Source organism: Streptomyces sp. NPDC101393 (assembly GCF_044767385.1).
Taxonomy (GTDB): domain Bacteria; phylum Actinomycetota; class Actinomycetes; order Streptomycetales; family Streptomycetaceae; genus Streptomyces.
Map to the genome: position 1 here is coordinate 260,510 of NZ_JBIWNU010000002.1, position 24,656 is coordinate 285,165.

Sequence of the window (24,656 nt, forward strand, 5' to 3'; positions counted from 1 at the left end):
CGTCTGCGGCACAAGCAACACAGCGGGATCGCCCGCGAGAATTTCGTGGGGACCGGGCCCTAGCCTGCGACGCCGCCCAGCTCCGCGTCGGGCGGCAGGATCCGGACGAGCTTGCGGTTGACGAATTCCTGCATCCCGAGCTTCGAGAGTTCCCGCCCGTAGCCGGAGCGCTTGATCCCGCCGAACGGCAGGTCGGGCTGGGTGGAGGTCGGGTGGTTCACCCAGATCATGCCGGTGTCGACACGCTCGGCCACCCGGCGGCCCCGTTCCACGTCCGCGCAGAAGACGGATCCGCCGAGGCCGTACTCGCTGTCGTTGGCGAGGGCGACCGCCTCGTCCTCGTCGGCCACCCGGTAGATCACCGCGGCGGGCCCGAACAGTTCCTCCGCATAGGCGCGCATCCCGGGCTTGACCCCGGTGAGGATCGTCGGTTCGACGAAGGCGCCCGGATGGTCGATCCGGTTGCCGCCGATGACGAGTTCGGCTCCCTGCTCCACCGTCTCTCGGATCTGATCGACCAGGTCCGCTGCCGCGCGTTCGGACGAGAGCGGAGCCAGTGTGGTCGCGTCGTCGGCGGGGTCGCCGGGCGTGAGGGCCTCGAACCTGCGGCGCATTCCCTCCACGAAATCGTCGTAGACGTCCGCCATCACGATGAACCGTTTCGAGGCCGTACAGCTCTGGCCGGTATTCACCATCCGGCCGGCCACGGCGGCACTGACCGTGCGCTCCAGCCCCTCGCCGTCGAGGACGATGAACACGTCACTGCCGCCCAGCTCCAGCAGACTGGGCTTCATGTTCCGCCCCGCCCGTTCGGCGACCTGGGCGCCCGCCCGTTCGCTGCCGGTCAGCGACGCCCCGCGCACCACCGGGCTGTCGATCATGCGCGCGACCTCGTCGTGGCTCACGAACACGTTGGTGTAGACGCCGTCGGGGGCCTGCGCGTCGCGGAACAGCGACTCCAGGGCGAGCGCGGACTGCGGACAGATCCCGGCGTGTTTGACCAGCACGGTGTTGCCGAGCACCAGATTGGGGCCCGCGAAGCGCACCACCTGGTAGAGCGGGAAGTTCCACGGCATGACGCCGAGCAGCACACCGAGTGGCTCGCTGACGAGATAGGCCTCCCCCTCCCCCTCGAAATCGAGGATCTCGGGTGCGGCGAAGGCCGGGCCGTGCTCCGCGTAATACGCCAGGATCGACGCGGAGAGGTCCACTTCTCCGCGCGCCTCGGAGATCGGCTTGCCCATCTCCAGGGTGAGGGTCCGCGCCAGCGCTTCCTTGCGTTCCCGCATCAGCTCGGCCACTCGTCCGACCACGGCGGCGCGCTCCCGGATCGACCGCTTCCGCCACGCCTCAAAGGCGTGACTTGCGGTTTTGATGACGGAGTCGACCTCCTCGCCCTCGATCTCCGGAAATTCGGCGACGGTTTCCCCGGTGTACGGATTGATCGTGGCGAACGAGCTCGTGCGCTGATCCGACATGAAATCTCCAGAACGACGGCTGAGGGCACACGACGGCAGAGGCGCGCCGTCCTGTGCGGGGTACCCGACACGAATGTGGGTAAAACGTACTAATCGTGCAGATGGCGTCATGACGGCTGCTCGCGGTGCCGGAGATCCGGTGGCAGTGCGCGGCCCATGTGTCGATGAGTTCTGCGGCGGTCCTGGTCCGGCTGAGGACTCGATTTCGCTTCGTTCCCCTCGGACAACCGGACATGTCCGGAGGCCGCGGTCGATTGCCTGGAAGGTTGCGCGGTGGACGCCGCGTCAGAATTTCTGCGTTCCTCCCGTCACCCTCGGCCCCGGCACCAGGGCCACGAGGGCGACGATGACGAGGCCGAGTGCTGCCCTCCCTGAGGCCTTCGGTCACCGCTGACATCCCGGCGGTGACCAAAGGCCTCAGGGAACATCACCGAGAACACCACCGAAGCCGCCGGCGAAGCGTGGCAGCCGCGGGCGCGGCGAGGGTGCGTGCAGGCGCCGCGAGCCAGGAAGGACTGTGCGGAACCGACCAAAGAACCGCCCTAAGGGCCGGTTTCGTTCCCCTGGACGGCACGGTCGCGCAGGGACCGGGCGGCCCGCGTATGCGGGTGCGTGGGGCCGAAGGCGCGTTCGCAGGACGACGCGGCCTCTTCGACGAGCCGCCGGGCGTCGTCCCAAGTGAGTTTCTCCGGCTGGGGGTTGCCGCCCACCGTGCGGTCCAGGAGACGCACCACCGGCGCCGGGAACATCCCGACACCCCGGGACCGTCCGGCGCCCTCCTCCTGGAGCGAGCGGACCGCTTCGACCGTCACCTCCGCATGCGCCAGGCGCAGCAGCGCGGCGTCCCGCGGGCGGTCCCGGTCCAGCTCGGCGCGGTCCCGGTGGACGAGGGCGTCGTGGACGAACCCCATCGCCTCCCGCCACAGCCGCTGGCGCCCCAGCACGCGGGCGCGGCGCAGCTGGGTGAGCATCCACGCCGGGTGCGCCGCCCCCAGGACCCGCAGCCGCAGGCCCACGGCCGTGCGCAGCAGCCGTTCGCATTCCGGGTAGCGCCGCAGCCCGTACAGCGCGTCACACAGGGTGTGCTGCACTGCGGCGACCTGCGCCAGCACCTCGCAGTCGACCGCGGTGAGCCGACTGGTGTAGGGGCCCGGAGAGTTGTCCCGGAAGATTTCGGCGATGCTGGGGCCGGTGAGTCCGGCCACCGTGAGCCCGCGCCCGGTCGCCTCCTGTTCCACCAGTGCCAGCACCGGCCGCAGCACCGCCTCCGCCTCGTCGAAGTCCCCGCACCCGACGTGCAGTTGGCCGAGTACGAGCCCATCGGTGACGGGCGAGGCGGCGCCGGATTGCACGATCCGGACGGCGAACGGCAGCCCTTCGTCATACCGTCCGCACCCTTCGTACGCGTCCCGGACCCGGCGTGCGGCGGCGATCGTGACGGACACCGCGGCAAGGTCGGAGTCCCGGGCAGCGGAGGTCCGTACCGGTTCGCCCCCGGGGTGCCAGAGCAACGCCCGCACATGCGCGGCGAGCAGGTCGAGCAGCGTGCCTTCGAGGGGACGCGACCGCAGCATGGCGCGGTCGAGCAGCGCGGCGGCGCCGGCGCGCAACCGCATCCGCATGTCGTCGGTCAGCTCCCCGGACGGAGTTCCCGATGCCGCCTCGCCCGGCTGCACGCAGACGATCGGCGGTCCGCCGGCCGTGCCATCGGGGTCGACGGTGAGGGACGGCAGCGCGCGCAGCTCCGCCGCCACGCGTTCCGCCGTCAGCCCCGGCACCGGTACGGCGGCCAGCGCCTCCGGAGACAGGACGTACACCGGAAGCGGGGCGTCGGCGAAACAGGACAGCAGATGCGCCAGGGTGAGCGGGGTTTCCGCCCCCGCGGCGGGCAGGTCTCCTTGCTGGTAGGTGATGTGCAGGTCGCGCGCCGCCTGGTAGATCCGCGCGTCCTCCCGCGCATCGGCCTGGAAGGACGCCCCGTCGTTCATGCCCTCTGCACCTCGCACCCTCGTGCCCCTCGCCCCCGTCGCACACGGCGGTCCGTACGGATCGGAGTGCGGACCCCGGGTGCGGACCATCGAGCGCCCAGTCTCCTACGGGCAGCGAAGCGGCCTCAAGCGCAGCAGGGGAGCGGGATCGGGAATCGTTCCCCTACGGGATCCTGAGCGGGGGAACCGCATTTCCCCAGCGGTGGCCGCAAACAGCCCAGCTTCCGCGGCCGCAAGGGCATTGGCGACTTCCACGGGTCGGGTGGAAATTCCGCCAATACGTGCGGCGAGTGAGAGTGGCCGCCCCGGTCGTCAACCCGAAGTCGTCCACCATGGCCAGGCCGTCCTCAAGAATTCCCGTCATCAGCATGCCCGCAGCAATCAAGGAATCGGCTACCGCGAAGGCGACCGTCGGCTCCAGCCCCTGGACTTCGCTTCCGTTCCTGAGCGACATGGGGGATCTGGCATAGCTGCGGACCACGACAGCGCGCGAGGGATGGGCCAGCGGCGGTGTGGCAAAGGCGATCCTGGCTCCAAAGGCGGGATGCGCCGCATCGGACAGCACGTCGTACCACTCCGGAAAGCCGTCGTCGGACGTCACCCTGGACAGTTTTTTCACCAGGGTCAGGACGTTGGTCGCCTGAAGCTCTTCATGGCTTCCCTTCATCCGGGAGCCGAGCGCGGCTTTCATGAGAACCGGAGCGATCGCCTCACGCACCAGCGTGGGCCGCCCCATGGGGTCCTTGGCCGAAGCCTTTCCCACCCGCCATGCCTTGGCGATGGCTCCCACCTCATCGACCAGCGATCCCGCTTCCTCGATCACGGCCCGGGCCGTCACGGCACCGGAGGTGATACGCCATTGCCGCAGATTCTCCAGCGTATCCGCGAGCAGGTCGACACTCCGCCACGCATGTACGAGCCACCAACTGACCAGCCGCGTATGCATCTCGGGGTAGACGACAGCGGCTGCCGGGTCACGCATCCCCGCTTCCGACACCTGATCCACCGCAAGGACGGTCGCGCCGTCATCGGAGCGCAGGTAGACCCAGTCCTCGGCCTCCCGGCTCGCGAGCCGCTCCCATTTCTGAGCGTCTCGACCCTTCAGAGGAACGAGCAGGACATCGCTGGTTCCGGCATCAACGCTCATGCGGCGTAGGTCGGCCACTCGACTCGCCAGGTCCGACAGGGCCCGGGTCCGCTGCGCGCCCAGCGCGGCGGCGACAGCCTCGGTCAGCCCGTTCTCCTTCTCGCTCACCGTACGGAACTGTAGCGCTCCGCCCAGGCGACGGTGGGGTGTTGGGAAGGTAGGTGGCCCGGGGAGCGGGAGGTGGCGAAGGGGCCTTGCCGAGGCACTGACCCAGCTGACCTGGTTGCGGCCGCACGCACACGTCGCCACCGGCACGACCGCCCCCGCGTCCCGGCCACGGCGCCGTCCGACGGGTTCGCCGGCAGTCGCACGTGCCCCGCATCCCCTCCCCCGCGCCCTTGGCCCCGCATCCTCCGTCCCCCGGGCCGCCCGTAGGACATCTCGCAGGCACGGCCGATGGCCGTGCCCTCCCACCCCCTGTCCGGTACGAGGGGTGCGAGGGCGACGCCGGTGCCGGTGTTGGCCACGGTGCCTGGACGCTCCGGTCAGCGGTGATGGCTGCCGGGGGGAAGCCGCGGTGCCTGGATGGAGCTGGTGGGTGCCCGTGGATCACAAGGGCCCGGGGGACGTCCAGTGGCCCATCGTGCGCTTCATGAGGACATGTCCGGAGTGCCTTTGGCGCCGTCGGGGAATCTGCACGGAAGCATCACAAGGCCCACGTTCGGCCTTCCGCATGTGCCGATAGCGTTACTGTCCGCTCGACCCCTTGTGCGAACGCGCACCAGGAAGCCGGCGCCCCGGGCGGCGCAGTCAGCACAGAAAGATCGCAGATGGACTACTGCTCGTCGTGCCGCCGGATCCTCAACGGGGCTCTTGTCTGCCCCGGGTGCGGTGATTACGCCCCGGACATAGCCCCGCCCGCTCACCGCAACGCGATACCCGCCCCGACGACGGAGTGGGACGCGTGGCCGCCTGTGGAAGCAGCCCCGCTGTCCCAGCACGGGGCCCGGTACACCGGCGTGGGCGTGGCGATCGGCGGTGGCGCGTCCATGGAGGCGGAGGCCGCGGTGCCGGAGGCCGCAGCGGCCGGCTCCACCCCGACCGGGCAGGGTCGGGCGGCTCGGCGGCGTCAGTTGGCCCGGTGGAAGAAGCACAAGCGCCGTGCCGTGGCTGCTACCGCCTTTGCGCTCGCCGGCGGTGCTCTGACCGTCGCCCTGCAGCCGGACAAGCCCTCCGGCAATCAGGCGCAGGCCTCCGCTGCGCCGGCCCCGGAGAGCGCGGCCAGTTCCCGGAACACGGGCACGGACGCGTCGTCGGAGCATTCGACGGAGCGGGCTTCGCGGCATCCCCAATCCCGTCAGCCGATCGCCACGGGCCGGCACCGGAAGCCCACCGCCGACACGTCGGCCGTCGGCACGCCGATCCGGCAGCCGGACGCCGGACCCACGTCCCAGGCCCCGGCGCCCCGGAGCGCGACGCCGCACACCGCCTCCACGGTGGCCAAGAAGCCGACGGCCGAGCACACCGAGGCCGCACCGGCACCCTCAACGACCACGCCCGCCCCGGCGGAGCACAGCCCGGAACCCTCCGACACGAGCACCCCGCCCGCGAGCACCCAGCCGACGTCGCCGACAGCCGATCCGGCCTCGCCCTCGCAGCTGTGTGTGCTCGGGGTGGTGTGCCTCAGCTGACACGGCCTCTCGGGCGGGCGTCAGCCGAGGGTTCGGCCGCCATGGCGTGACCTGGTCTCCGTGGTTACGGGCGGAGGGGTACCGCCGTGCAGCAGGCCTTGGAGGGCGCCGACGGCGGTGGTGGCGGCGCTGTCGGGCTGAGGTCGCGTCAGGGTGAGGAACGTGGGCGCCGGCCTCTTGGGAAAGCGGCCGCGTGAGGGAGTTCTAGGACCCGGGCGCCCGAGCGTCCGGGCTCTTGTCGGCCGCGAGCATGTTCTCGCGGAGGCGGGGTTCGCGGCGAAGCGTTTTCGCGAACCACTCGCCGTAGCGCTTGCCCAGGAACGGCGCCGAGGCGCCGTGCAGGAGCACGCTCAGGCCCACCGTCACGGCGATGGCGTCGCTGAGCAGGGTCGTTCCGGGGAGCTGCTCTTCGAATGCGAGCAGCCCGAACACCAGCGAGGCGAGCCCGCGTGGGCCGAACCAGCCGATGTAGGCGAGGGAGGCCGGCTTCAGGCGCGTGCCGATCAGTGCCAGGGCGACCGGCAGCATCCGCACGACGGTCAGGCTGGCCACCGCGTAGAGCACCGTCCGCCAGGTCAGGTGCTGGAGGGCCGGTCCCAGGATGACCGCTCCGAAGACCAGGAAACTGAGCGAGGCGAGCAGGAGCCCCAGGTGCTCGGTGAAGCTCGTGCTCTGCCCGGGATCCTGGATGTCCCCATGGGGCTCGCGACCGGACGGTGCGCGGCGCAGACCGCTGCCGAAGGCCAGGCCGGCAGCCCAGGCGCCGATGAACCCGCTGCCGTCGCCCGCGACGCACAACCCGTACGTGACAGCCGGAACGGCGAGCGTGAGGATCGGGCGCCAATCCGGGCCGCTCCAGTCCCGGGCCATCGACCATCGCAGCGCGTACGCTCCGAACCGGCCGACCGTCAGCCCGATCACCCCGCTGAGCAACAGCGCCCGCAGGAACGTCTCGGCGACACCCGGATGCCCCTGCCCCTCACCGGCGGCCGCCAGCGCCAGCACGAAGAACGGCAGCGCCATGCCGTCGTTCAGGCCCGATTCGATTCCCAGTCCACCGCGTACCAGCGCCGGAACACGCTTGTCGGAAATGGCCTGCTGTCCCAGCGCGGCATCCGTCGGTGACAGAACGATGCCGACCAGCGCCAACTCCCATACGCCCAGCCCCGGCAGCAGGGGCCACGCCAGGAGCCACCCCAACACGATCGTGCCCGGCAGACCCACGACGAGCAGGCGCACCGGCAGGAACCCTTCCCGGCGCAGGTCCCAGGCACGGATCGCGGCCGCGTCGGTGAACAGCAGCAGGACGAGTGCCGCCTCCAGGAGGGCCTGCGTCACTTCGGGATCCTTGGCCCGGCTCAACAGGTCCAGACCCAGCGGCCCGATCGCCAGGCCGACCAGGACGAACACCAAAGGCCCGGAGACCACGGTCGTCGACAACCGCCGCGAGAACGCCCCGTAAGCGGTCAGCGCACCACCCGACACCACCACGGCCCACTGGCTGCTCATTCCGCTCCTCACGGGGCACCAAGCTGGATGCGAAAGACACCGAGGGTGATCCGACCGCCCGGAACGTCAGACGCGATCACCCAGAGAGATCGTCCATGACCCTATGCGCTCTCCGCTGAAGTGGATCGAGTTATCCGTGCGCAGCGCGCAGGATTCGCGCGATCGGTGCGACGGCCTGGAAAATGTATCCATGGCCACCCGGCATTTCGTGGCGGACGAGGGGATGAGACGCGGCCTGTGCCCATTTTTCGGCCGACGAAAGGGGGATGACCTGATCGCTCAGGGCGGTGATGACGGTGAAGGAGCAGGTAAGGGGGCGAGCTTCGTGGCCGTAGTGATATGCATCGACCAGTGAGAGGTCCTGCCGGAGTCCGAGCAGCATCTTTTGCCGCATGGAATCTGCCTGTGGCAGGGGAATGCCGAGATCGCCGGCCAGGTTCTCGATGTCCGCCGCGGATTTCCCGTCGACTCCCAGATGGATGTCTGAGTACTCGATGGGCGACAGTGCGGCCGACGCGTAGAAGCCGAGTGCCGGCTGGGCCGTTTCCTGGAGGCGCCAGGCGGTCTCGTAGCCGATCAGGGCGCCCATGCTGTGACCGAAGATGACCAGTGGTTCCGGGACGTGAAGGCGGACCTGGTCCGCCAGCTCCGCGGCGAGACCCCGGGCGCCGGCCGCGGGTGACACACCACCGAGTCCCTCGCGTCCAGGGTATTGGGCCGCCAGCACGCGGAAGCCGCCGAGGTGCCGTATCCACGTCGCATAGTCGACGGCGTTTCCACCGAGGGCGGGCAGCAGCAGGATCGCTGTATCCCCGTATGTGCGTGGCGGGGTGAAGTCGTACAGTACGCCACTGCCAATGCGTTTCACGGTCCCCTCCCTATGTAATCCGATGGGTCAGCATAAGACATCCTCGCCTCGCCTCATTATCGTACGGTGTGCCTGTATCTTCTATCCCTGAGATAATTTCGGACACTAATTCACGAGGGGAGTCCCTGTACTCTTTCCGCGGGTGCATACACTGCATCGTTTGCACCGAATCGTTCGCATCCGATCGCGGAATGGGATATCTACGTGCGGCCCGATAATCGGAACACTCTTATTGCGATTACAGGGGTGGGGTTCCGGCTGCCCGGCGGCCTCGACAGCCTGGAGGCTCTGTGGGCCGCTCTCGTAGAGGGGAGGGACGTTGTCACGGAGGTCCCGCCCCAGCGGTTCGACTCGGGTGCGTTCGTCCACTCCAGTCCGCGTCGTCCGGGGAAGACCTATACCGCAGCGGGGGGTTTTCTGGACGACATCGCCTCCTTCGACGCCGAGTTCTTCGGGATTTCGCCGCGCGAAGCCGCCCGCATGGACCCGCAGCAGCGCCTGCTGCTGGAGATGACAGCCGAGGCCTTCGATGACGCCGGCCTCTCCGCCCGCGACCTGGCGGGCTCTGACGCGGGCGTGTTCGTGGGAGTGTCGAACCACTCCTACGCAACCCTTCAGATGAGTCGGCTCGCCACGGTCGACCAGCACACCATGACCGGCATCGCGAGTGGCAACACCGCCAACCGGATCTCCCACGCCTTCGACCTGCGAGGGCCCAGCCTCGCCCTCGACACCGCCTGCTCCTCCAGCCTGGTCGCCCTGCACCACGCCTGCGAACTGCTGCGCACGCGCGGCGGGATGGCCCTGGCCTGCGGCGTGAACGTGCTGCTGGGGCCGCACGAATTCGTCGGCTTCTCGAAGGCGGCCATGCTGTCGCCCACGGGACGCTGCCGCTCGTTCTCGGCGCAGGCCGACGGGTTCGTGCGGGCCGAGGGCGGGGCCGTCCTGGTCCTCAAAACGCTGGCGGATGCCGAGGCGCACGGGGACCGGATCCACGCGGTCATCGCCGCGACGGGCACCAACACCGACGGGCGCACCGCGGGCCTGGCGCTGCCCAGCGCGGATGCTCAGGCCGCCCTCCTGAGGGACGTCTACGCCGGCGCGGGACTCACCCCCGAGGACCTGGTCTATCTGGAAGCCCACGGCACCGGGACCCCGGTCGGTGACCCGTTGGAATGCCGGGCCATCGCCGAAGCGCTCGCGCATCACCGTCCGCAGGACCGCCCGTTGCCCATCGGCTCCATCAAGTCGAATGTCGGCCACCTGGAGCCCGCCTCGGGGCTGGCGGGGCTCCTCAAGGCCCTGCTCGTCCTGCGGCACGGCACGATCCCCGCCTCGCTGCACGGCGAGCCGGCCAATCCCGCGATCGACTTCCCCGCGCTCCGTCTGCTTCCGGTGTCGGCCGAGACGCCGGTGCGGGACCACGGCGCAGGGTTGGTGGGCGTCAACTCCTTCGGCTTCGGCGGCGCCAACGCGCACGCGGTTCTCGCACCGGCGCCCGCGCCCGTTTACCGGCCGGAGGTGCCCCGGGGCACGCTTCCCGTGATGGTCTCGGCCCGGACACCTCAGGCACTGGACGAAGCCGCCGCGACCTTGGCAGGGCATTTCGCGGGCGTGGCACCCGAGGACTTCTACGACACCGCGTACACCACCGTCAGGCGCCGTGGGCACCACCCCTGCCGTTCCGTGGTGTTCGCCCCCGATCCGGGCACCGCCGCCGCCCGGCTCCGGGACGGCGTACAGCAGACGGGTCCGGTCGAGGCGCTGCCGCGGGGTGACGTCGCCTTCGTCTTCAGTGGCAATGGAGCGCAGTGGGCGGGGATGGGGACGCGGCTGCTCGCCGAGTCGCCGTCGTTCCGGGACGCGGTGGAGGCCGCGGACACGGCGCTCACGCCGTTGGTGGGCTGGTCGGTCCTCGACGAGCTGAGCGCACCGGACGAGGACCGCCTGGCGTTGACCGAGATCGCCCAGCCTCTGCTGTTCGCGGTGCAGGTGGGCCTCGTCGCGGCGTTGGCCGAGCGCGGGGTGCGCCCCGCGGCGGTGATGGGACACAGCGTGGGGGAGATCGCTGCCGCTCACACGGCGGGCGCCCTCGATCTGGCCGCCGCCGCCCGGGTCGTCGCTGTCCGCAGCCAGGCTCAGGCGCTGACCGCCGGCAGGGGCGCGATGGCCGCCGTCGGGCTGTCGGCGGAGCAGGCCGCACACGAACTGGCGGCCTTTGCGGGGAGCCTGGAGCTGGCCGCCGTCAACAGCCCCCAGGACGTCACCGTCGCGGGCAGCGAGGAGAGTCTGAAGCGACTCGCCGATGTCCTCGCGGACCGCCAGGTCTTCTTCCGCAAGCTCGACCTCAACTATGCCTTCCACAGCCACCGGATGGACGGCATCGAGGAGCCGCTTCGCACGCGGCTGGCGGGCCTGTCGCCGGGCGAGGCCCTGATGCCGTTCGCGTCCACGGTGACCGGACGGCTCGCCGCGGGTACCGACCTGACGGCCGGGTACTGGTGGCGTAACGTCCGCGAGCCCGTGCGCTTCCTCGACGCCGCCCGGGCACTCGCCGAGCAGGGCTGCGACGCGTTCGTCGAGATCGGGCCGCATCCCGTGCTGGCCCACTATCTGCGCCGCAGCGCGAAGTCCCGCTCCTCGGAGACGATCGCGGTGGTGCCCACCCTGGCCCGGGGCGAGGACGGTGCCGACGCTGTGGACGCCGCGGCCGCCCATCTCATGGCGGCCGGCGCCACCGTCGACTGGGACGCCTGGTTCCCGGTCCCCGGGCGCCCCACCGGGCTTCCCGCCTACCCCTGGCAACGCGAGCGTCACTGGAACGGGTCGCCGGAATGGTGTCGGGACGGCTGCGGGGAGGGGCCCGCGGCCCACTCCCTCCTGGGCCGGAGCACCTCGCACCCGGATCCGCTCTGGCATACGGACCTCGACCCCGGCGCCCTGAGCTGGCTGGCCGATCACCGCGTGGGCGGTTCGGTGGTCGTACCCGCCAGCGCCTACATGGAGCTCGGTCTGGCTGCCGGTTTCGACCTGCACCAGGCACCCGTGCAGGTCGAGGCGATGGCCGTCCACCGTGCCCTGGCGCTGCCGTTCGACGACGACACCATGGACGTGAAACTGCAGGTCCGCCTCGATCAGGAGGACGGCAGCCTGCGGGTGTCGAGCCGTAACGGAGCCGGGCCCTGGCGCGAGCACGCCCGGGGGCGCGTCCGGCGGATGCTCGGCCGTGCACCGGAGCGGCTCGACCCCGCTGCGTTGCTCGCGGCTCTTCCCGGTCACCTGGCGGCGGCCGACCACTACGCCGCCGCGGCGCGTGCCGGCATCGCGTACGGGCCGGCTTTCCAGATCCTCACCGATCTGTACGTCGGGGACCAGGAAGTCATGGCGCGCTACGCATGCGACGAGTCCTGTGAGGGCTATCGCATCCATCCCGCTCTTCTCGACGCCGCGATCCAGGCAGGGGCTCCGCTGGTCCACACGCCGGAGGGGGCTCAGGAGTTCCAGACGGCGGCCTTGCTGCCCGCCGCCGTCGAAAGGGTCCGGGTGTGGAAGAAGGCACCCGCCGAGGGCTGGGCACACGTACGCCAGAGGGAGAGTTCGGGCAACGAGGTGTGCTGGGACATCCGCCTCCTCGACGACGAGGGCCACGTCATCGCCGAACTCGACGCCTGCAGGCTGCGGCCCTTCGAGAGCGGCAGCGGGCCCGCCCAGCGGCTCACCACCGTGCTGCGCGCGGCTCCCGACGGGACCGACCTCGATGTAGCGCCGTACCACCCGCCGGGCCCCCGCGAGGTGACGCGGTCCGTCGCCGCCGCGACCGAGGCCCGAGGCCGCCAATGGGACGGGCCTCTGTATGACCGCGCGGTCGGCCTCGTCGAGGTGATGAGCGCACACTTCACCGTGCGAGCTGTCGAGACCATCGCGCCCGGCAGGCAGCGCTTCACCGTCGAGGACCTCATCGGCGCCGGCGTGCTGCCCCGCCACCGCCGCCTGCTGCACGCCCTGCTCGGCCAGGCGCAGCGCCTGGGGCTGCTGCACCATGACAACGGGCACTGGACACGGGAGCAGGCAGCGGATCCGCAGCACGCCCTGGCCCAGGTCCTGCGCGGCGCACCCGGCGCAGCGGCCGAACTCATGCTGTACACCAAGTGCGGCACCCACCTCCCGGACGTCCTCTTGGGCCGTCGGGAGGCCGTGGACCTGCTGTTCGGCGACAACGAGCACCATCTGCTGGAAAACCTCTACACCGCCACCCCCGTGACGCGGCATTACAACGCCGTGGCCGCCCTGCTCGCCGGTGAGATCGCACGGCAACGGCCGGCCGACCGTCCCCTGCGCGTGCTGGAGATCGGAGCGGGCACCGGCGGACTGGCCTCCGCCCTCCTCAAGGTCCTCCCGCCGGAGGCCACTTGCTACACCTTCTCCGATGTCTCGGAGACGTTCCTCACCCGGGCTCGCGCGCGTTTCGCCGCGTATCCGCACGTGCGCTTCGCCACCCTCGACATCGACCGGGAACCGGCCGACCAGGGCTTTCCCGCGGGGGCCTTCGATGTGGTCGTCGCCGGAAACGTCCTGCACGCCACGAGCGATCTGCGCCGCAGCCTGCACCGTGTCGCGGAGACGCTCGCCGACGGCGGGCACCTGCTGGCGGTCGAGACGCACAACCCTGATGTCCTGGTGCCCTGCTTCGGGCTGCTCGACAGCTTCTGGTCGTCCGCCGATGCCGACCTGCGCCCCGAGCACCCGTTGCTCGACGCACGGCAGTGGCCCGCCGTCCTGAACGGCTGTGGTTTCGACGAAGTGGCTCAACTCGGGGCGGAGACCGACGTGGCCCGCGGGGACTATTCGGTTCTCCTGGCCCGCCGCGCCACCCGGCCGCTCCCGGTACCGGTCCCGGAGCACGAACGGGCGCCGAGCCCTGAGGCGGCGACGTCCTGGCTGGTGGTGACCGAGGGCCCGGGAGGAGCGGCATCCGACGCGCTCGTCGGCGTACTCGAAGAAGTCGGCGGGGCACCGGTCACGGTGATGTGCGCGACCACCGACCCGGATCAGTGGGCCGCCGCTCTCTCCGGCGGCGACCCGCGACCGGGCATCGTCCTGCTGTGCGGTGAGCGGTCCGAGTCCGCGGACGGCGCCGGCCCCCGTCATCAACCCCTCGATGACGATGCCACCCTGGAACAGGCCGTCACCCGCACGGCCGTGCTGAGCGGCCTCGCACGAGCCTGCACCGGGCTGGCACAGCTGAGTGCGCCACGGCTCTGGCTCATCACCCGCCCCTCGGGGGCCCTGCCCTCACCGGAGGCCCCGTCGGCGGTGCACGACGCGGTGCCGTGGGGTGCGGCACGCACCCTCGCCAACGAACTGACCAAGCTGGCCGTACGACGCGTGACCCTCACCCCGACCGCCGACCCGGCCGCCGACGCCCGCCGCCTGGCACGCGAACTCCTCACCGTCCTCCCCGAGGAGGACGAGATCGCCCTCGCCCCGGGCGGCCGCTTCGTGGCCCGCCACCAACCGATGCCGACGCCCACCAGCGCCGCCCACCAAGGCCCCTACCAGCTTCAACTGCGTCGTCCGGGACGGACGTACGAGCTGAGCTGGGTCCCTGCGGCCCGACCCGACGAGCCCGGACCGGACGAGGTGGTCATCGAGGTCCGGGCGGCCGGACTCAACTACCGCGACGTGATGATGGCCGTCGGCCAACTGCCTCCCGGCGCCGAGATTCCTGCCCCGGGCGACACCAGCCTCGGGCTCGAATGCGCCGGAGTGATCACCGCGACCGGCCCCGGGACACAGCCCCATGGCCTCCAGGTCGGGGACCGGGTCTTCGCCTTCGCTTCCGGCGCGATGGCGTCCCACGTCGTCGTCCCCGCGGGCGCCGTCGGCAAGATCCCCGACCAGCTCTCCTTCACCGAGGCCGCCACGATGCCGGCGGTGTTCTTCACCGTGCATCACGGCCTGGAGCACCTGGCGCGCCTCGCCCCGGGCGAGACCGTACTGATCCACGGGGCCGCGGGCGGCGTCGGACTCGCCGCCCTCCAGTACGCGCAGCACATCGGGGCCCACGTCATCGCCACGGCCGGCACCCCCGCCAAACGGGCCCTGCTGGAACTCCTGGGAGCCGCACACGTCCTGAACTCACGGACGCTCGCCTTCGCCGACGAGGTACGGCAGTTGACCGACGGACAGGGCGTCGACGTCATCCTCAACTCTCTCGCCGGCGAGGCCATTGCCCGCAACCTCGACATCCTCCGTCCCGGCGGGCGCTACGTGGAACTGGGCAAGCGCGATATCCACACGGGTGGCCGGCTGCCGCTCCACCCGTTCCGTAACAACCTCACGTTCCACGCCGTCGACGCCCACCAGATGCTCAGCAAGCAACCGGGCCTGTCCGCCGCGCACTTCACCGAGATCACCGCACGTACGCACCGGGGCACTCTGCGGCCCGTGGTGCACCAGGTGTTCCCCGCCACCCATGTCGCCGATGCCTTCACCGTCATGCAGCACTCCCGGCACGTCGGCAAGGTGGTGATCTCTCTGGAAGAGCCGCCGGAGGTCACCGTCAGCCACACGGCCCTGGTCTGCGACCCCGCCGCGACCTACCTGGTCACCGGCGGCCTCAGCGGCCTGGGCGCCGCCACCGCCGAGTGGCTGGCCGACCGCGGCGCCCGCCACCTCGCCCTGCTCAGCCGCCGCGGCGACGCCTCACCCGAGGCAGCCTCCCTGCTCGACCGGCTGGCCGCGCGAGGCGTGACCGCAAGAGCCCACGCGGTCAGCGTCACCGACCGCTCCGCGCTCAGCACCGTCCTCGCGGACATCTCCACTACCGGACACCCCTTGCGCGGAATCGTCCACTCCGCGATGGCCATCGAAGACCACCTGCTCACCGACCTTCAAGACCACCACATCCACACCACGCTGGCGCCGAAGGTGCGCGGTACGGCCCTCCTCGACTCCCTGACGCGCCGGATGGACCTCGACTTCTTCGTCGTCTACTCCTCGATCTCGGCGCTGGTCGGCAACCGCGCCCAGGCCGCCTACAGCGCCGGCAACCTCGCGATGGAAGGCATCATCCGCTCCCGCCGGGCCGCCGGCTGCCACGGCCTGTCCGTGGGCTGGGGGCTGATCGACGAGGTCGGCACGGCCGCCGACGAAGCGGTCGCGGCCACATTTCAGCGCATGGGCCTCGGCCCGATCAGCCCGCGGGAGGCCATGGCCACGCTCGAAGATCTCCTTGCTCAGGACACCCCCGTGGCCCAGGTGGGATATTTCGACTGGACACGCCTCGTGGGCCTGCTGCCCACCCTGCGCTCCCCCCGCTTCGAGCTGCTCATGCCACCCGCCGACGAGCGCTCCGAACACGACGGAGGTCTCTGGCGGACTCTCGCGGCCTGCTCGGAAGAAGACCGGGAAACGGCCATTGCCGACCTGCTGACCCGCCTCATCGGCCGCGTCACCCACCTCCCCGCCGACCGTCTGAACCGCAGCGCCCGCCTGGACCGTCTCGGGCTGGATTCGCTCATGGCCACCGAACTCGTCGTCGCTCTCCAACGCGAACTCAACTGCGAGGTACCGGCCATGGAAGTCATCAACGCCGACAGCATCAATGACCTCGCCCAGCGCGTCCTGCGCCTCCTGACCGCCTCCATGGAGACGGTGTGAGCATCGGCGCCATGAGCGCCGCACCGGAGGCGCCACCCCACCGCGGCGCTGCCACCGTCGTGCTCTGCCTCGGCTTGTTCGTGCTGGGTCTGGATCTGACCATCCTCAACGTCGCCGTCCCTGATCTTCAGGCGGACCTGTCGCCCCCGATGGCACAGGTGCAGTGGATCGTTGACGGATACGCCCTCGTGCTGGGCGGCACCGTGCTGGCGGCCGGAGCGGTCACGGACCGCATGGGGCGGCGCCGGGCCTTCGTCCTGGGGCTGGCGGTGTGCGGGGCGACATCCGTGCTGGGAGCGACCGCCACCGACCCGGGCCAGGTGGTCGCCGCGCGGGGCGGGATGGGCGCGGGCGCCGCGTTGATCATGCCCGCCACCCTGTCGGTCATCACCCACCTCTATCCCGAACCGGCCCTGCGCCGACGGGCAATCGCCATCTGGGCCGCCGTGGGCAGTGCCGGGGGGCTGACCGGGCCGGTGCTCGGCGGATGGCTCGTCGAGCACTTCTCCTGGCGCGCAGGGTTCTGGATCAACCTGCCCGTCGCCGCGGTCGCCATCACCCTTGCGTTCTGGCTGGTACCGGAATCCCGGGCCCCGAACCCGGACCGCATCGACCTGATCGGCGCGGCGCTCTCCTCACTCGGTCTGCTCGCGCTGGTCTGGGGCATCATCGAAGCGCCCACCCGCGGCTGGGTCTCCCCGCCCGTACTGGTCGCGTTCACCGGCTCGCTCCTGCTGCTGGCCGCCTTCGTCGGCTGGCAGCGGCGCTGCCGGGCACCCATGCTGCCGCTGCCACTGCTCCGGGAGAGCCGTATCGCCGCGGGGGCGACGGCGCTGGCGCTCATGTCCTTCGCCCTGTTCGGCGCCCTGTTCGTCATCACCCTCTACCTGCAGGGCGTGCTGGGCTTCACTCCCTGGGAAGCGGGACTGCATACGCTGCCGCTGCCGGGCGCCCTGGGCATCGGAGCGCTGACGGCGTTGCCGCTGCTGGCCCGCCGTGACGAGCGGGTCGCCATCGCCCTCGGTCTGGCCTTGGTAACCGTGGCCTTCGCCGTGCTGGCCGGCACCGGCACCGCGTCCGGCTACCCCCGGCTCGCCGTCTTCCAACTCATCGCCGGATTCGGCGCGGGGCTGGTGGCCGCGGCCGGTACCGAGTCCGTCATGGGCGCCGTGCCCCCGGACCGGGCCGGTCTCGGCTCAGCGATCAACGATGCCACCCGCCAGGTCGGCTCCAGTCTCGGAGTCGCCGTACAAGGGTCCCTCCTCACCACCTTCTCCACGTCTCGCCTGCACACCCTCACCGCGCACGGAAACGTCCCGGACGAGGCCGTCCGTGCGCTCACCGGGAATCCCACGCCCACGGCTTCCACGATCGCCGGGGTCCCCGCCGCCGGCAGGCTCGAACTGCTCACGGCTGCGCGCCGGTCCTTCGTCGACGCCATGGCCGTCACCGCGACGACAGCCGGCGCCGTCACCCTCGCGGCCACCGTAGGGGCCGCCTATTGGCTCCTGCGGCCCCCGACCACCCGGAAGCACCGCACAGGCCCACCGGGCCCCGCAACCGGACGACGCCTCGCCACCGCCGCACGCATCGTGCGCGAACACGAATAGCGTCCAGATCCGCGTGAGGGCAACGGAGTTCGGCATGGGGCGGCTCGAATATGCGGGGCCTTAACGGGTCTTGCCCGCGAGCATGCCTTCGTTCGGTGGAACCGGACGAGTTCACGCGGATTTCCGCAGCAGCCTCGGCGAGCTTCGGCTCCGGAGGCGAGCCGGGAATGGTCACCTGCGAAGGGAAAAATACTTCCTACCGAAAGGCGGGCGCGGAGCCACGCCCACGGATATGGGGTCCCCGCTCGCCATGCAGCCCCCGGCTGCCTCTGGCATGAAGACGCTGTCAGTGGGGTTCCGGCAGGTGACGGCACGGCGAGGCACACAGCGTCCTGGATCGTGAAAACCGGCGCTCCGGTCTCCCTCCCCTGTTTCTCGGCGGTCCCACGCCTCGGCGCAAGATCAATTCTGCGATTGGCGAGCGTTAAACCCCTTCTATCCTGCGTTTGGCATTCGCCTTCTTAGCGTGGCTGAACAGGCCGCCGGCTCCGCCACCGGAGCGGCGCAAGGAATTCTTCGGCCGAGCGACGAGGCGACTGTGTCGGCAGGCGCAGGAAGGGCGCGATGCGCCATGAATCAGGAACGAGAACCGGTCTTCGCGATATCCGCGTTGTTTCCCGGGCAGGGCAGCCAAGCGGTCCGGATGGGCAGAGCGATGGCCGCCGTATATCCCGAATCCGCCGCCTGTTTCGACGAGGCGAGTGACGTACTCGGCATCCCCATGCGCCGGCTGTGCTGGATGAGCGGTCCCGAAGAACTGCGGGCCACCGAGAACGCGCAACCGGCACTGGTGACCGCGTCGGTCGCCATCTGGAGGGGGCTGGAGGCCGAGGGGCTGGCTCCCGCCGCCGTGGCCGGGCACAGTGTGGGCACGCTCAGTGCCTGCGTCGCCGCCGGCAGTCTCACCTTCGCCGGCGCCGTGGCACTGGCCCGGCAGCGCGGACTGCTGATGGCTTCCGCTCCCGGGGACGGGGCGATGTGCGCCGTCACCGCGTCCGGCGGGGAGCGGGTGGCCCTCATGGCCCGGTCCGTCCGGATGGGGCTGAATGTGGCCGCGGACAACTCTCCCCGGCAGTTCGTCGTGACCGGTGACCGGCGCCGCGTGGAGGAGTTCGCCGGCCTGGTCGGCCGTCGCGCGAAGGCGGTGGATGTCTCGCACGCCTTCCACAGCAGTCTGATGGAGCCGGTGCGGGAGCGGTGGAGCGACGCCGTCGAAGGGGTCACCGTCCAGGATCCGCGGGTGCCGGTGGCCTCGCCTTCCCAGGGGCGGCTGTCCCGCGAGGCACCTGAGATCCGTGCCGACCTGGTGCGGGGCCTGTGCGAACCGGTGCGCTGGCGGGAGGTGACCGGTGTTCTGCTGGGCAGGCCGGAGCCGGTGGTGGCCATCGGCCCCGGGCGGGTCCTGGTGGGTCTGGCCCGTCAGATGCCGGGGGCTCCGCAGGTGCCGGTGGTGGACTCCCCCGCGTCCCTGGCCGCCTTGACCCGCCGGCTGGCCGGGGTGCCCGGCAGCAGGCCCGCGCCGTCACCGGGCACCCGGACGGTGACGCCGTGACCACACGATCCCGCTCCGCCGCCGCTCCGGTGGCGCTGGTGACCGGCGCGTCCCGCGGTATCGGCCGTGCGTGTGCGCTCGCCCTGGCGCGGGCCGGTCACGACGTCGCGGTGCACCACCACACCCGCACGGACGCGGCCGAGGCGGTCGCCGCGGAGATCGCCGGGATGGGCCGGCGGGCCCTCGTCGTCCGCGGCGATGTCGCCGAGGAGTCCGAGGTGCGGGCGATGTTCCAGACGGTGCGTTCCCAGTGGGGGAAGGTCGATGTCGCGGTGGCCAACAGCGGCATCACGGACGACGGTTACCTCGCCACGATGAGTGTGCACAAGTGGGAGCGCGTCGTGCGGACGAACTTGACAGGGGCTTTTCTGACCTGTCGGGAGGCCGTGAAGTGCATGTACCGCGAGGGCGGTGCGCTCGTCCTGATCGGCTCGACGAGCGGTGTGTCCGGAGTTCCCGGCCAGTTGAACTACAGCGCGAGCAAGGGCGGCGTCGCGGCGCTGGGCCGGGGACTCGCGCGCGAAGTGGCGGGCCGTGGGATCCGCGTCAACGTCGTCGCTCCGGGATTCACCGAGACCGACATGCTCCGCGGAATGGACCCGGCAGCACGGGAACGCCTGGTGTCCGCCGTCCCGCTCGGCCGCGCCGGACGCCCGGAGGAGACCGCGGCCGCCGTCGTCTTCCTCGCCTCGCCGTCCGCCGCGTACATCACCGGTCAGGTGCTGGTGGTGGACGGCGGCCTCCTCCCCTGACCGCACCACGTCCGGCCACACCTCCGCGACCACGCCTCCTCCCCTGACAACACCCACTCGGCGGCCCCAACAGGCCCCTGCCTTCAAGGAGTTCGCATGACCGGCATGACGTACGACGATCTGCTGGCCCGCGCCACGGCACGCACGGCGCTCAACCACCGGCTGAAAGTCCTGTTGGCGGAGGGCCTCGGGCTGACCGTCCGGCCGGATCTGATCGGCGACGACCAACCACTGTTCGGCCGCGGCCTCGGTCTCGACTCGCTGGACACCCTGGAGATCGTCGTGATGATCGAGGAGGACCTGGGCGTCGGCATCACGGACGACGAACGCGAGGTCTTCGGCTCGATCAACAAGCTGGCCGACTGTGTGATCGCCCGCCGCGGCGGCATCCCCCTGGGCGGGAGCGCCGCATGAGCGCAAACCGCACCGCCCTCGCGTTCTCCGCGGACGAGATACGGGCCCTGCTGCCGCACCGGGCACCGATGCTGTTGCTGGACCGGGCCTACGACGTACATCCCGGTATCTCGGGGTCGGGCATCAAGAACGTGACCGTCGCCGAGGCCTGCTTCGCCGGGCACTACCCCGACCAGGCGATCCTGCCGGGCGTCCTCATCGTCGAGGCGATGGCCCAGCTGGTGGCCGTCGTCCACGCCTCGTCCTGGACCGCGGGAGGCGATCCGGCGGCGGACCCCGGCACCGCGGGACGGGTCGGCTATCTCGGCGCCATCCGCCAGATGAAGTTCAGCAGGCTCGTCGTGCCGGGCGACCAGATCGTGCTGTCGGCGCGGCTGGGCCGGCAGTTCCGGGGGCTGACCGCAGTCACGGTCGAGGCCCGCTGCGACGGCGCGACGGTCGCCGAGGGCTCGCTGACCGTCACCCAGCGGGGCCCGGCCGAAACCGTTCCCGCAGCCGCGCCGGACGACGCCGCCCGGCCGCCGCACCCCGGACGGAGGCCCCATGGCACACGGTGAGTTCCTGGTGCGCCCGTACCGTGCGGACGACGCCCCCGGTATCGCGGACCTCTACAACCGCTACCCCGACGGACCGAACCGGGTCGACCGGAAGCTCGATGCCGCGATGGTGCGCACGGAGCTGTCCGACCGGGGCACCGCCCTCTTCCTCGTCGCCGAACAGCAGGGCCGGGTGCGGGGCACGCTCGGCATGTTCCACAGCTGCGGCAAGCGCGCCGCGGGCCCCGGTGAGGTCTTCGGGGACATGTTCTTCCTCATCCCCGGGCTCCGCGGCGGCGCCGCGGCGGCGCATCTGTTCGTCGAGGCCGTCGCTCCGCTCGCCGCGCGCGGCATCCGCACCATCCGGCTCACCACCGATCCCGCCAACCGCGCGGCGTACTCCGCCTATCTGCAGGCCGGTTGCTCGGTGGTGGGGGACGGGATGCCCGACGAGGACGGCGCGGTGGAGCTGGTGAACCAGGTGCCGGTGCTGGTCTCGCTGCTCCGCACGCACTTCCCTGAGGTGCTGCCGCCGGATCTGCCGCACGCCGAACTGTGGCGGCGGGTGATCACCGGCGTCGACGGTCCGGGACTGGTCGTCGGATCGGCACGGGCGCTCGGCCGGCCCTCGGTGCGCAGCGCGGTGTCGTGCGGGCCGGCGCATGTCGCGGTGCACGCGGACCCCTGGACGGGTGAGGTGTTCGCGACGGCCGTGGGGGACGGGGCGGTCCGACAGGCACCGGACGCACGGGCCCCGGAGGTGCGACCGGTCCTGCCGGCGGGCCCCGCCCCGGCGGCGGACGGCGGCCGGGGCGCCTACGCCGGGCCGACCACGGTCCGGAGCGGAAGGCTGTGCCTTTCCCTCGATCCGGGCGACGGCACGGTGACACTGCATCACGGCGACCACCTCGGCCCGTTGCTGTCCGATCCGTGGCCGGTGAACGGCCCGCCGTACGCGACGGGATGGCGCCGGCCGGCCCCCGGGCGTCGACTGGGGGTGACGGCGTGGGACGACGGCTGGACCGTCACCGAGCGGCATCCCGGGGGCGTGCTGACCCGCGATTCCCGGCTGTGGGGCGGCAGTCTCGTCCAGTCGCTGTACTGGACGCCCGACGCACCGGCGTACGCGGAGGGCGGCGCGGTGCCGTCCGGCTCCGCACGGGTCCCGGTGCCGGTGAGCGCGCCGTGTTTGCGATCCGCCCTCACCGTGGGTCTGCGCTCGTCGGTTCTCGTACAGGGGCAGTCGCACGAGGCGGTGTGCGCGCCCGCCGGCCGCAATCTGTGGCCCGCGGACGCCACCGACTTCGCGGCCGCGGGGCACGAGGTGACGCCTGGCCGGCGGCTGTCCTGGTGGGCTCCGTACTCCGGTCTGTCGGTGACGGTCGCATGGGACGGCGGGATCCGGGCCCGGCTGCTCTCGTCCCTCCTTCTGTTGCTGGACTCCGCGCCGGGCTGTGCCTACCGCGTCGATGTGTCGCGCTCCCACGGCGGCGCGCAGGCCGAAGGCCGGGTCCCGGTGGCCGTCCCGGGCGTCGCACCACCGGACGGGGCGGGGGGCGGTGCGCTGCCGGCGTCGGCGCAGGTGCCGCAATGCCCGCTGCCCCGCCGGGAGCCTGCGGCGCAGGCACGCTGGACTCCGGCGACCGCGGCCCGGCGAGCGGTGCACCGCATGGCGGTGGGCGACGACGAGGTGCTGTGCAGTGCGGAGAGCGGCGGCATCGTGTCCTGGCGGCGGTCCGGGGCGCGCGTCCTGGCCTCACCGTTCCCCCGCTTCCGCGCCTTCGGCCCCAACGCCGCCTGGCGGTCCGGGCTCTGGGTGACGCGGCAGCCCGTCAGGGAAGACCTGCGGCACGGCGCGGGCTGGGGGGTGCCCCCGCCGGGTACGGCCTGGTCGTTCGATGCGTCCAACGGCGCGCTCTCCGAGGCCGGCGGAACGGCCTCGGGCGGCAGCACGGCCTCCTCCGAGGCCCTGGCCTGGTCCTTCGCCTTCTGCGCTGAGGGGCCGTGGTCGGCGGTGGTGACCTCGGCCGCGGAGCCGGACGGCGGGACCGAGGACGTGGTGGTCTGGCTGACCCCGGCGTCCGGCCGGGAGGCGCGGGCGCTGACGTCCGGCGGTCCCGGTGACCTCTGGCGTCTGGAGCGCGCCGCGCCATGGCAGCAGTGGTGCCGCGAGGCCGCCCTCCAACTGGCCGACGGACGCTGGCTGGTGACGGCGGCGCTGCGCGCGGAGGACGAGGTGCTCGTCCGGCGGACAGCGCACGGCCCCCTGCTGGCGCTGTTCGCCCGCCGCCCGGCACACCTGCCGTTCACCGCGCGGATGCCGCTGCTGCTGGCCGACGACGAGGAGTCGGCCGTCCGCCACCTGCGCCGGCACTCCGGCAGCTCCCCGGGTGCCTCCCTCTCCTGTCCCCCTGACCGGCCCGAACGCGGCCGGTGAACTCCCCACGACGAGGAAGCCACAGTGACGTACTCCTTGCCCCACGACACCCACACCGATCACCTCCGGCTCCGCGAGACCGTGGGCCACTACTCCCCCGGCCCCGTCGCGCCCGGCGCGCTCGTCGACATCGGCGGGCTGGAGCGGTCCTCTCTCCTCCAGCAGGCGCTGGCCCGCGACAGCAGCTTCGTGGAGCCGGACACCGCCCGGGACAGCCTGCTCCTCAACGATGACGGCAGCGTCTGGGACGTCGTCACCCACATCGAACTCGACGACCGTTCCCTGCTGCTGTCCCATGCCCGGCCCGGTCTGGCGCGGCTGCTCGAAACCGTCGCCGCGGAGGCCGGCCTCACCGATGTGGAGATCACGGACCTCTCCCGCACCCACGCGGCGATCGCCTTCGAAGGCCCACGGTCCTGGCACATCGCGCAGGAGATCGTGCCGTACGAGATCTCCAGCCTGGTGCTGCACGGCGCGGTCACCGTGGCGCTGCCCGATGCGGGCGGGGCGGACGGCGTACTGGCCCGCATCGGCAGCACCGGCGAGTACGGCTATCTGCTGGTCTTCCCCCAGGAAGCCGGCTCGGCGGCCTGGGTAGCCGAACGGGCCAGGGCGCTCGGCGGCGGCAGCGTCGGCCCCGAAGCGCTCGACCGGGCCCGTGCCGAGGTGCGCCACCCCCAACTCGGCTGCGCCGAGAGCCTGTCGGTGCGGGAGGCCGGCTTCGCATGGCTGGTCGACTGGGAGCGCGAGGACGACTTCCGCGGCGCGGCGGCCCTCCGCTCGGCCGGTGCGCCACGACGCGGGCTGGTGCTGCTCACCTCTCCCGCCGGGGACCGGCCCGCCGCGGGCTCCGCGCTGCGGGCAGCGGGTGAACGGGTCGGGACGGTGCACCGGGTGGCGCCCGCACCGGGCGCCGCCACGGAGCTTGCGTACGGGCTGCTCGACAAGCCCTTCGACGTGCCCGGCGTGCCGTTGGAGGGCACCGGCGCCGACGGCCGGACGGTGGGCCTCGTCACGGTCTCCTCGCCCGCCGTCCTCCCCCGCAGTTGGTCGGAACGGATCGGAATCTGAC

14 protein-coding genes are annotated in these 24,656 nt (G+C 71.6%); 9 read left to right on the forward strand and 5 right to left on the reverse strand.

The window, feature by feature from the left end:
* Nucleotides 1-59 precede the first annotated feature (59 nt).
* The 3 genes from ACIRQ7_RS06860 to ACIRQ7_RS06870 all read right to left on the reverse strand — a co-directional run bounded on the left by ACIRQ7_RS06860 (nucleotide 60) and on the right by ACIRQ7_RS06870 (nucleotide 4,721).
* Nucleotides 60-1,478, reverse strand: coding sequence for an NAD-dependent succinate-semialdehyde dehydrogenase (locus ACIRQ7_RS06860; protein WP_404260482.1), 1,419 nt, complete (start codon nucleotides 1,476-1,478; stop codon nucleotides 60-62).
* Between the two features lie 542 nt (nucleotides 1,479-2,020).
* Nucleotides 2,021-3,466: a tetratricopeptide repeat protein gene (locus ACIRQ7_RS06865; protein WP_404260484.1), complete on the reverse strand. Its 1,446-nt coding sequence runs from the start codon at nucleotides 3,464-3,466 to the stop codon at nucleotides 2,021-2,023.
* A gap of 163 nt (nucleotides 3,467-3,629) precedes the next feature.
* Nucleotides 3,630-4,721 (reverse strand): hypothetical protein, encoded by a 1,092-nt coding sequence (locus ACIRQ7_RS06870; protein ID WP_404260485.1) that lies wholly within the window; start codon nucleotides 4,719-4,721, stop codon nucleotides 3,630-3,632.
* Nucleotides 4,722-5,578: 857 nt separating this feature from the next.
* On the opposite strand from ACIRQ7_RS06870, the gene ACIRQ7_RS06875 reads away from it, so the two are divergent.
* A complete protein-coding gene (locus ACIRQ7_RS06875) occupies nucleotides 5,579-6,244 on the forward strand; it encodes a hypothetical protein (RefSeq protein ID WP_404260487.1) in 666 nt (221 codons plus the stop codon).
* 204 nt (nucleotides 6,245-6,448) lie between these two features.
* On the opposite strand, the gene ACIRQ7_RS06880 is transcribed toward ACIRQ7_RS06875, so the two are convergent.
* The gene (locus tag ACIRQ7_RS06880; protein ID WP_404260489.1) at nucleotides 6,449-7,753 is read right to left on the reverse strand and encodes a cation:proton antiporter; all 1,305 of its coding nucleotides are present in this window, start codon (nucleotides 7,751-7,753) and stop codon (nucleotides 6,449-6,451) included.
* A gap of 130 nt (nucleotides 7,754-7,883) precedes the next feature.
* A complete protein-coding gene (locus tag ACIRQ7_RS06885; protein ID WP_404260491.1) occupies nucleotides 7,884-8,621 on the reverse strand; it encodes a thioesterase II family protein in 738 nt (245 codons plus the stop codon).
* Between the two features lie 204 nt (nucleotides 8,622-8,825).
* Between ACIRQ7_RS06885 and ACIRQ7_RS06890 the strand changes: the two genes are divergently transcribed.
* The 8 genes from ACIRQ7_RS06890 to ACIRQ7_RS06925 all read left to right on the forward strand — a co-directional run bounded on the left by ACIRQ7_RS06890 (nucleotide 8,826) and on the right by ACIRQ7_RS06925 (nucleotide 24,655).
* Nucleotides 8,826-16,283, forward strand: coding sequence for an SDR family NAD(P)-dependent oxidoreductase (locus ACIRQ7_RS06890; RefSeq protein ID WP_404260493.1), 7,458 nt, complete (start codon nucleotides 8,826-8,828; stop codon nucleotides 16,281-16,283).
* An 11-nt stretch (nucleotides 16,284-16,294) separates the two neighbouring features.
* Nucleotides 16,295-17,893, forward strand: a complete 1,599-nt coding sequence (locus ACIRQ7_RS06895; RefSeq protein ID WP_404260495.1) for an MFS transporter — start codon at nucleotides 16,295-16,297, stop codon at nucleotides 17,891-17,893.
* Between the two features lie 571 nt (nucleotides 17,894-18,464).
* Nucleotides 18,465-19,445 carry an ACP S-malonyltransferase gene (locus tag ACIRQ7_RS06900; protein ID WP_404260497.1) on the forward strand — a complete coding sequence of 327 codons (981 nt, stop codon included), beginning with the start codon at nucleotides 18,465-18,467 and terminating at the stop codon, nucleotides 19,443-19,445.
* Nucleotides 19,442-20,197, forward strand: coding sequence for a 3-oxoacyl-ACP reductase FabG (gene fabG / locus ACIRQ7_RS06905; protein ID WP_404260499.1), 756 nt, complete (start codon nucleotides 19,442-19,444; stop codon nucleotides 20,195-20,197). Before ACIRQ7_RS06900 ends, fabG begins: the two co-directional genes overlap by 4 nt.
* A gap of 96 nt (nucleotides 20,198-20,293) precedes the next feature.
* Nucleotides 20,294-20,611, forward strand: a complete 318-nt coding sequence (locus ACIRQ7_RS06910) for an acyl carrier protein (protein ID WP_404260501.1) — start codon at nucleotides 20,294-20,296, stop codon at nucleotides 20,609-20,611.
* On the forward strand, nucleotides 20,608-21,168 hold the full coding sequence (gene fabZ, locus ACIRQ7_RS06915) for a 3-hydroxyacyl-ACP dehydratase FabZ (RefSeq protein ID WP_404260503.1): 561 nt from the start codon (nucleotides 20,608-20,610) through the stop codon (nucleotides 21,166-21,168). The genes ACIRQ7_RS06910 and fabZ overlap by 4 nt, the downstream gene beginning before the upstream one ends.
* Nucleotides 21,155-23,584: a hypothetical protein gene (locus ACIRQ7_RS06920; RefSeq protein WP_404260505.1), complete on the forward strand. Its 2,430-nt coding sequence runs from the start codon at nucleotides 21,155-21,157 to the stop codon at nucleotides 23,582-23,584. Before fabZ ends, ACIRQ7_RS06920 begins: the two co-directional genes overlap by 14 nt.
* Before the next feature lie 24 nt (nucleotides 23,585-23,608).
* Nucleotides 23,609-24,655, forward strand: a complete 1,047-nt coding sequence (locus ACIRQ7_RS06925; RefSeq protein WP_404260507.1) for an aminomethyl transferase family protein — start codon at nucleotides 23,609-23,611, stop codon at nucleotides 24,653-24,655.
* The last annotated feature ends 1 nt before the right edge of the window (nucleotide 24,656 follow it).

What these genes read in the sequence shown, in the direction of transcription:
- ACIRQ7_RS06860 (WP_404260482.1), bottom strand. Translation starts at nt 1,478, where the DNA reads ATGTCGGATCAGCGCACGAGCTCGTTCGCCACGATCAATCCGTACACC.
- ACIRQ7_RS06865 (WP_404260484.1), bottom strand. Translation starts at nt 3,466, where the DNA reads ATGAACGACGGGGCGTCCTTCCAGGCCGATGCGCGGGAGGACGCGCGG.
- ACIRQ7_RS06880 (WP_404260489.1), bottom strand. Translation starts at nt 7,753, where the DNA reads ATGAGCAGCCAGTGGGCCGTGGTGGTGTCGGGTGGTGCGCTGACCGCT.
- ACIRQ7_RS06895 (WP_404260495.1), top strand. Translation starts at nt 16,295, where the DNA reads ATGAGCGCCGCACCGGAGGCGCCACCCCACCGCGGCGCTGCCACCGTC.
- ACIRQ7_RS06900 (WP_404260497.1), top strand. Translation starts at nt 18,465, where the DNA reads ATGAATCAGGAACGAGAACCGGTCTTCGCGATATCCGCGTTGTTTCCC.
- ACIRQ7_RS06910 (WP_404260501.1), top strand. Translation starts at nt 20,294, where the DNA reads ATGACCGGCATGACGTACGACGATCTGCTGGCCCGCGCCACGGCACGC.
- fabZ (WP_404260503.1), top strand. Translation starts at nt 20,608, where the DNA reads ATGAGCGCAAACCGCACCGCCCTCGCGTTCTCCGCGGACGAGATACGG.
- ACIRQ7_RS06920 (WP_404260505.1), top strand. Translation starts at nt 21,155, where the DNA reads ATGGCACACGGTGAGTTCCTGGTGCGCCCGTACCGTGCGGACGACGCC.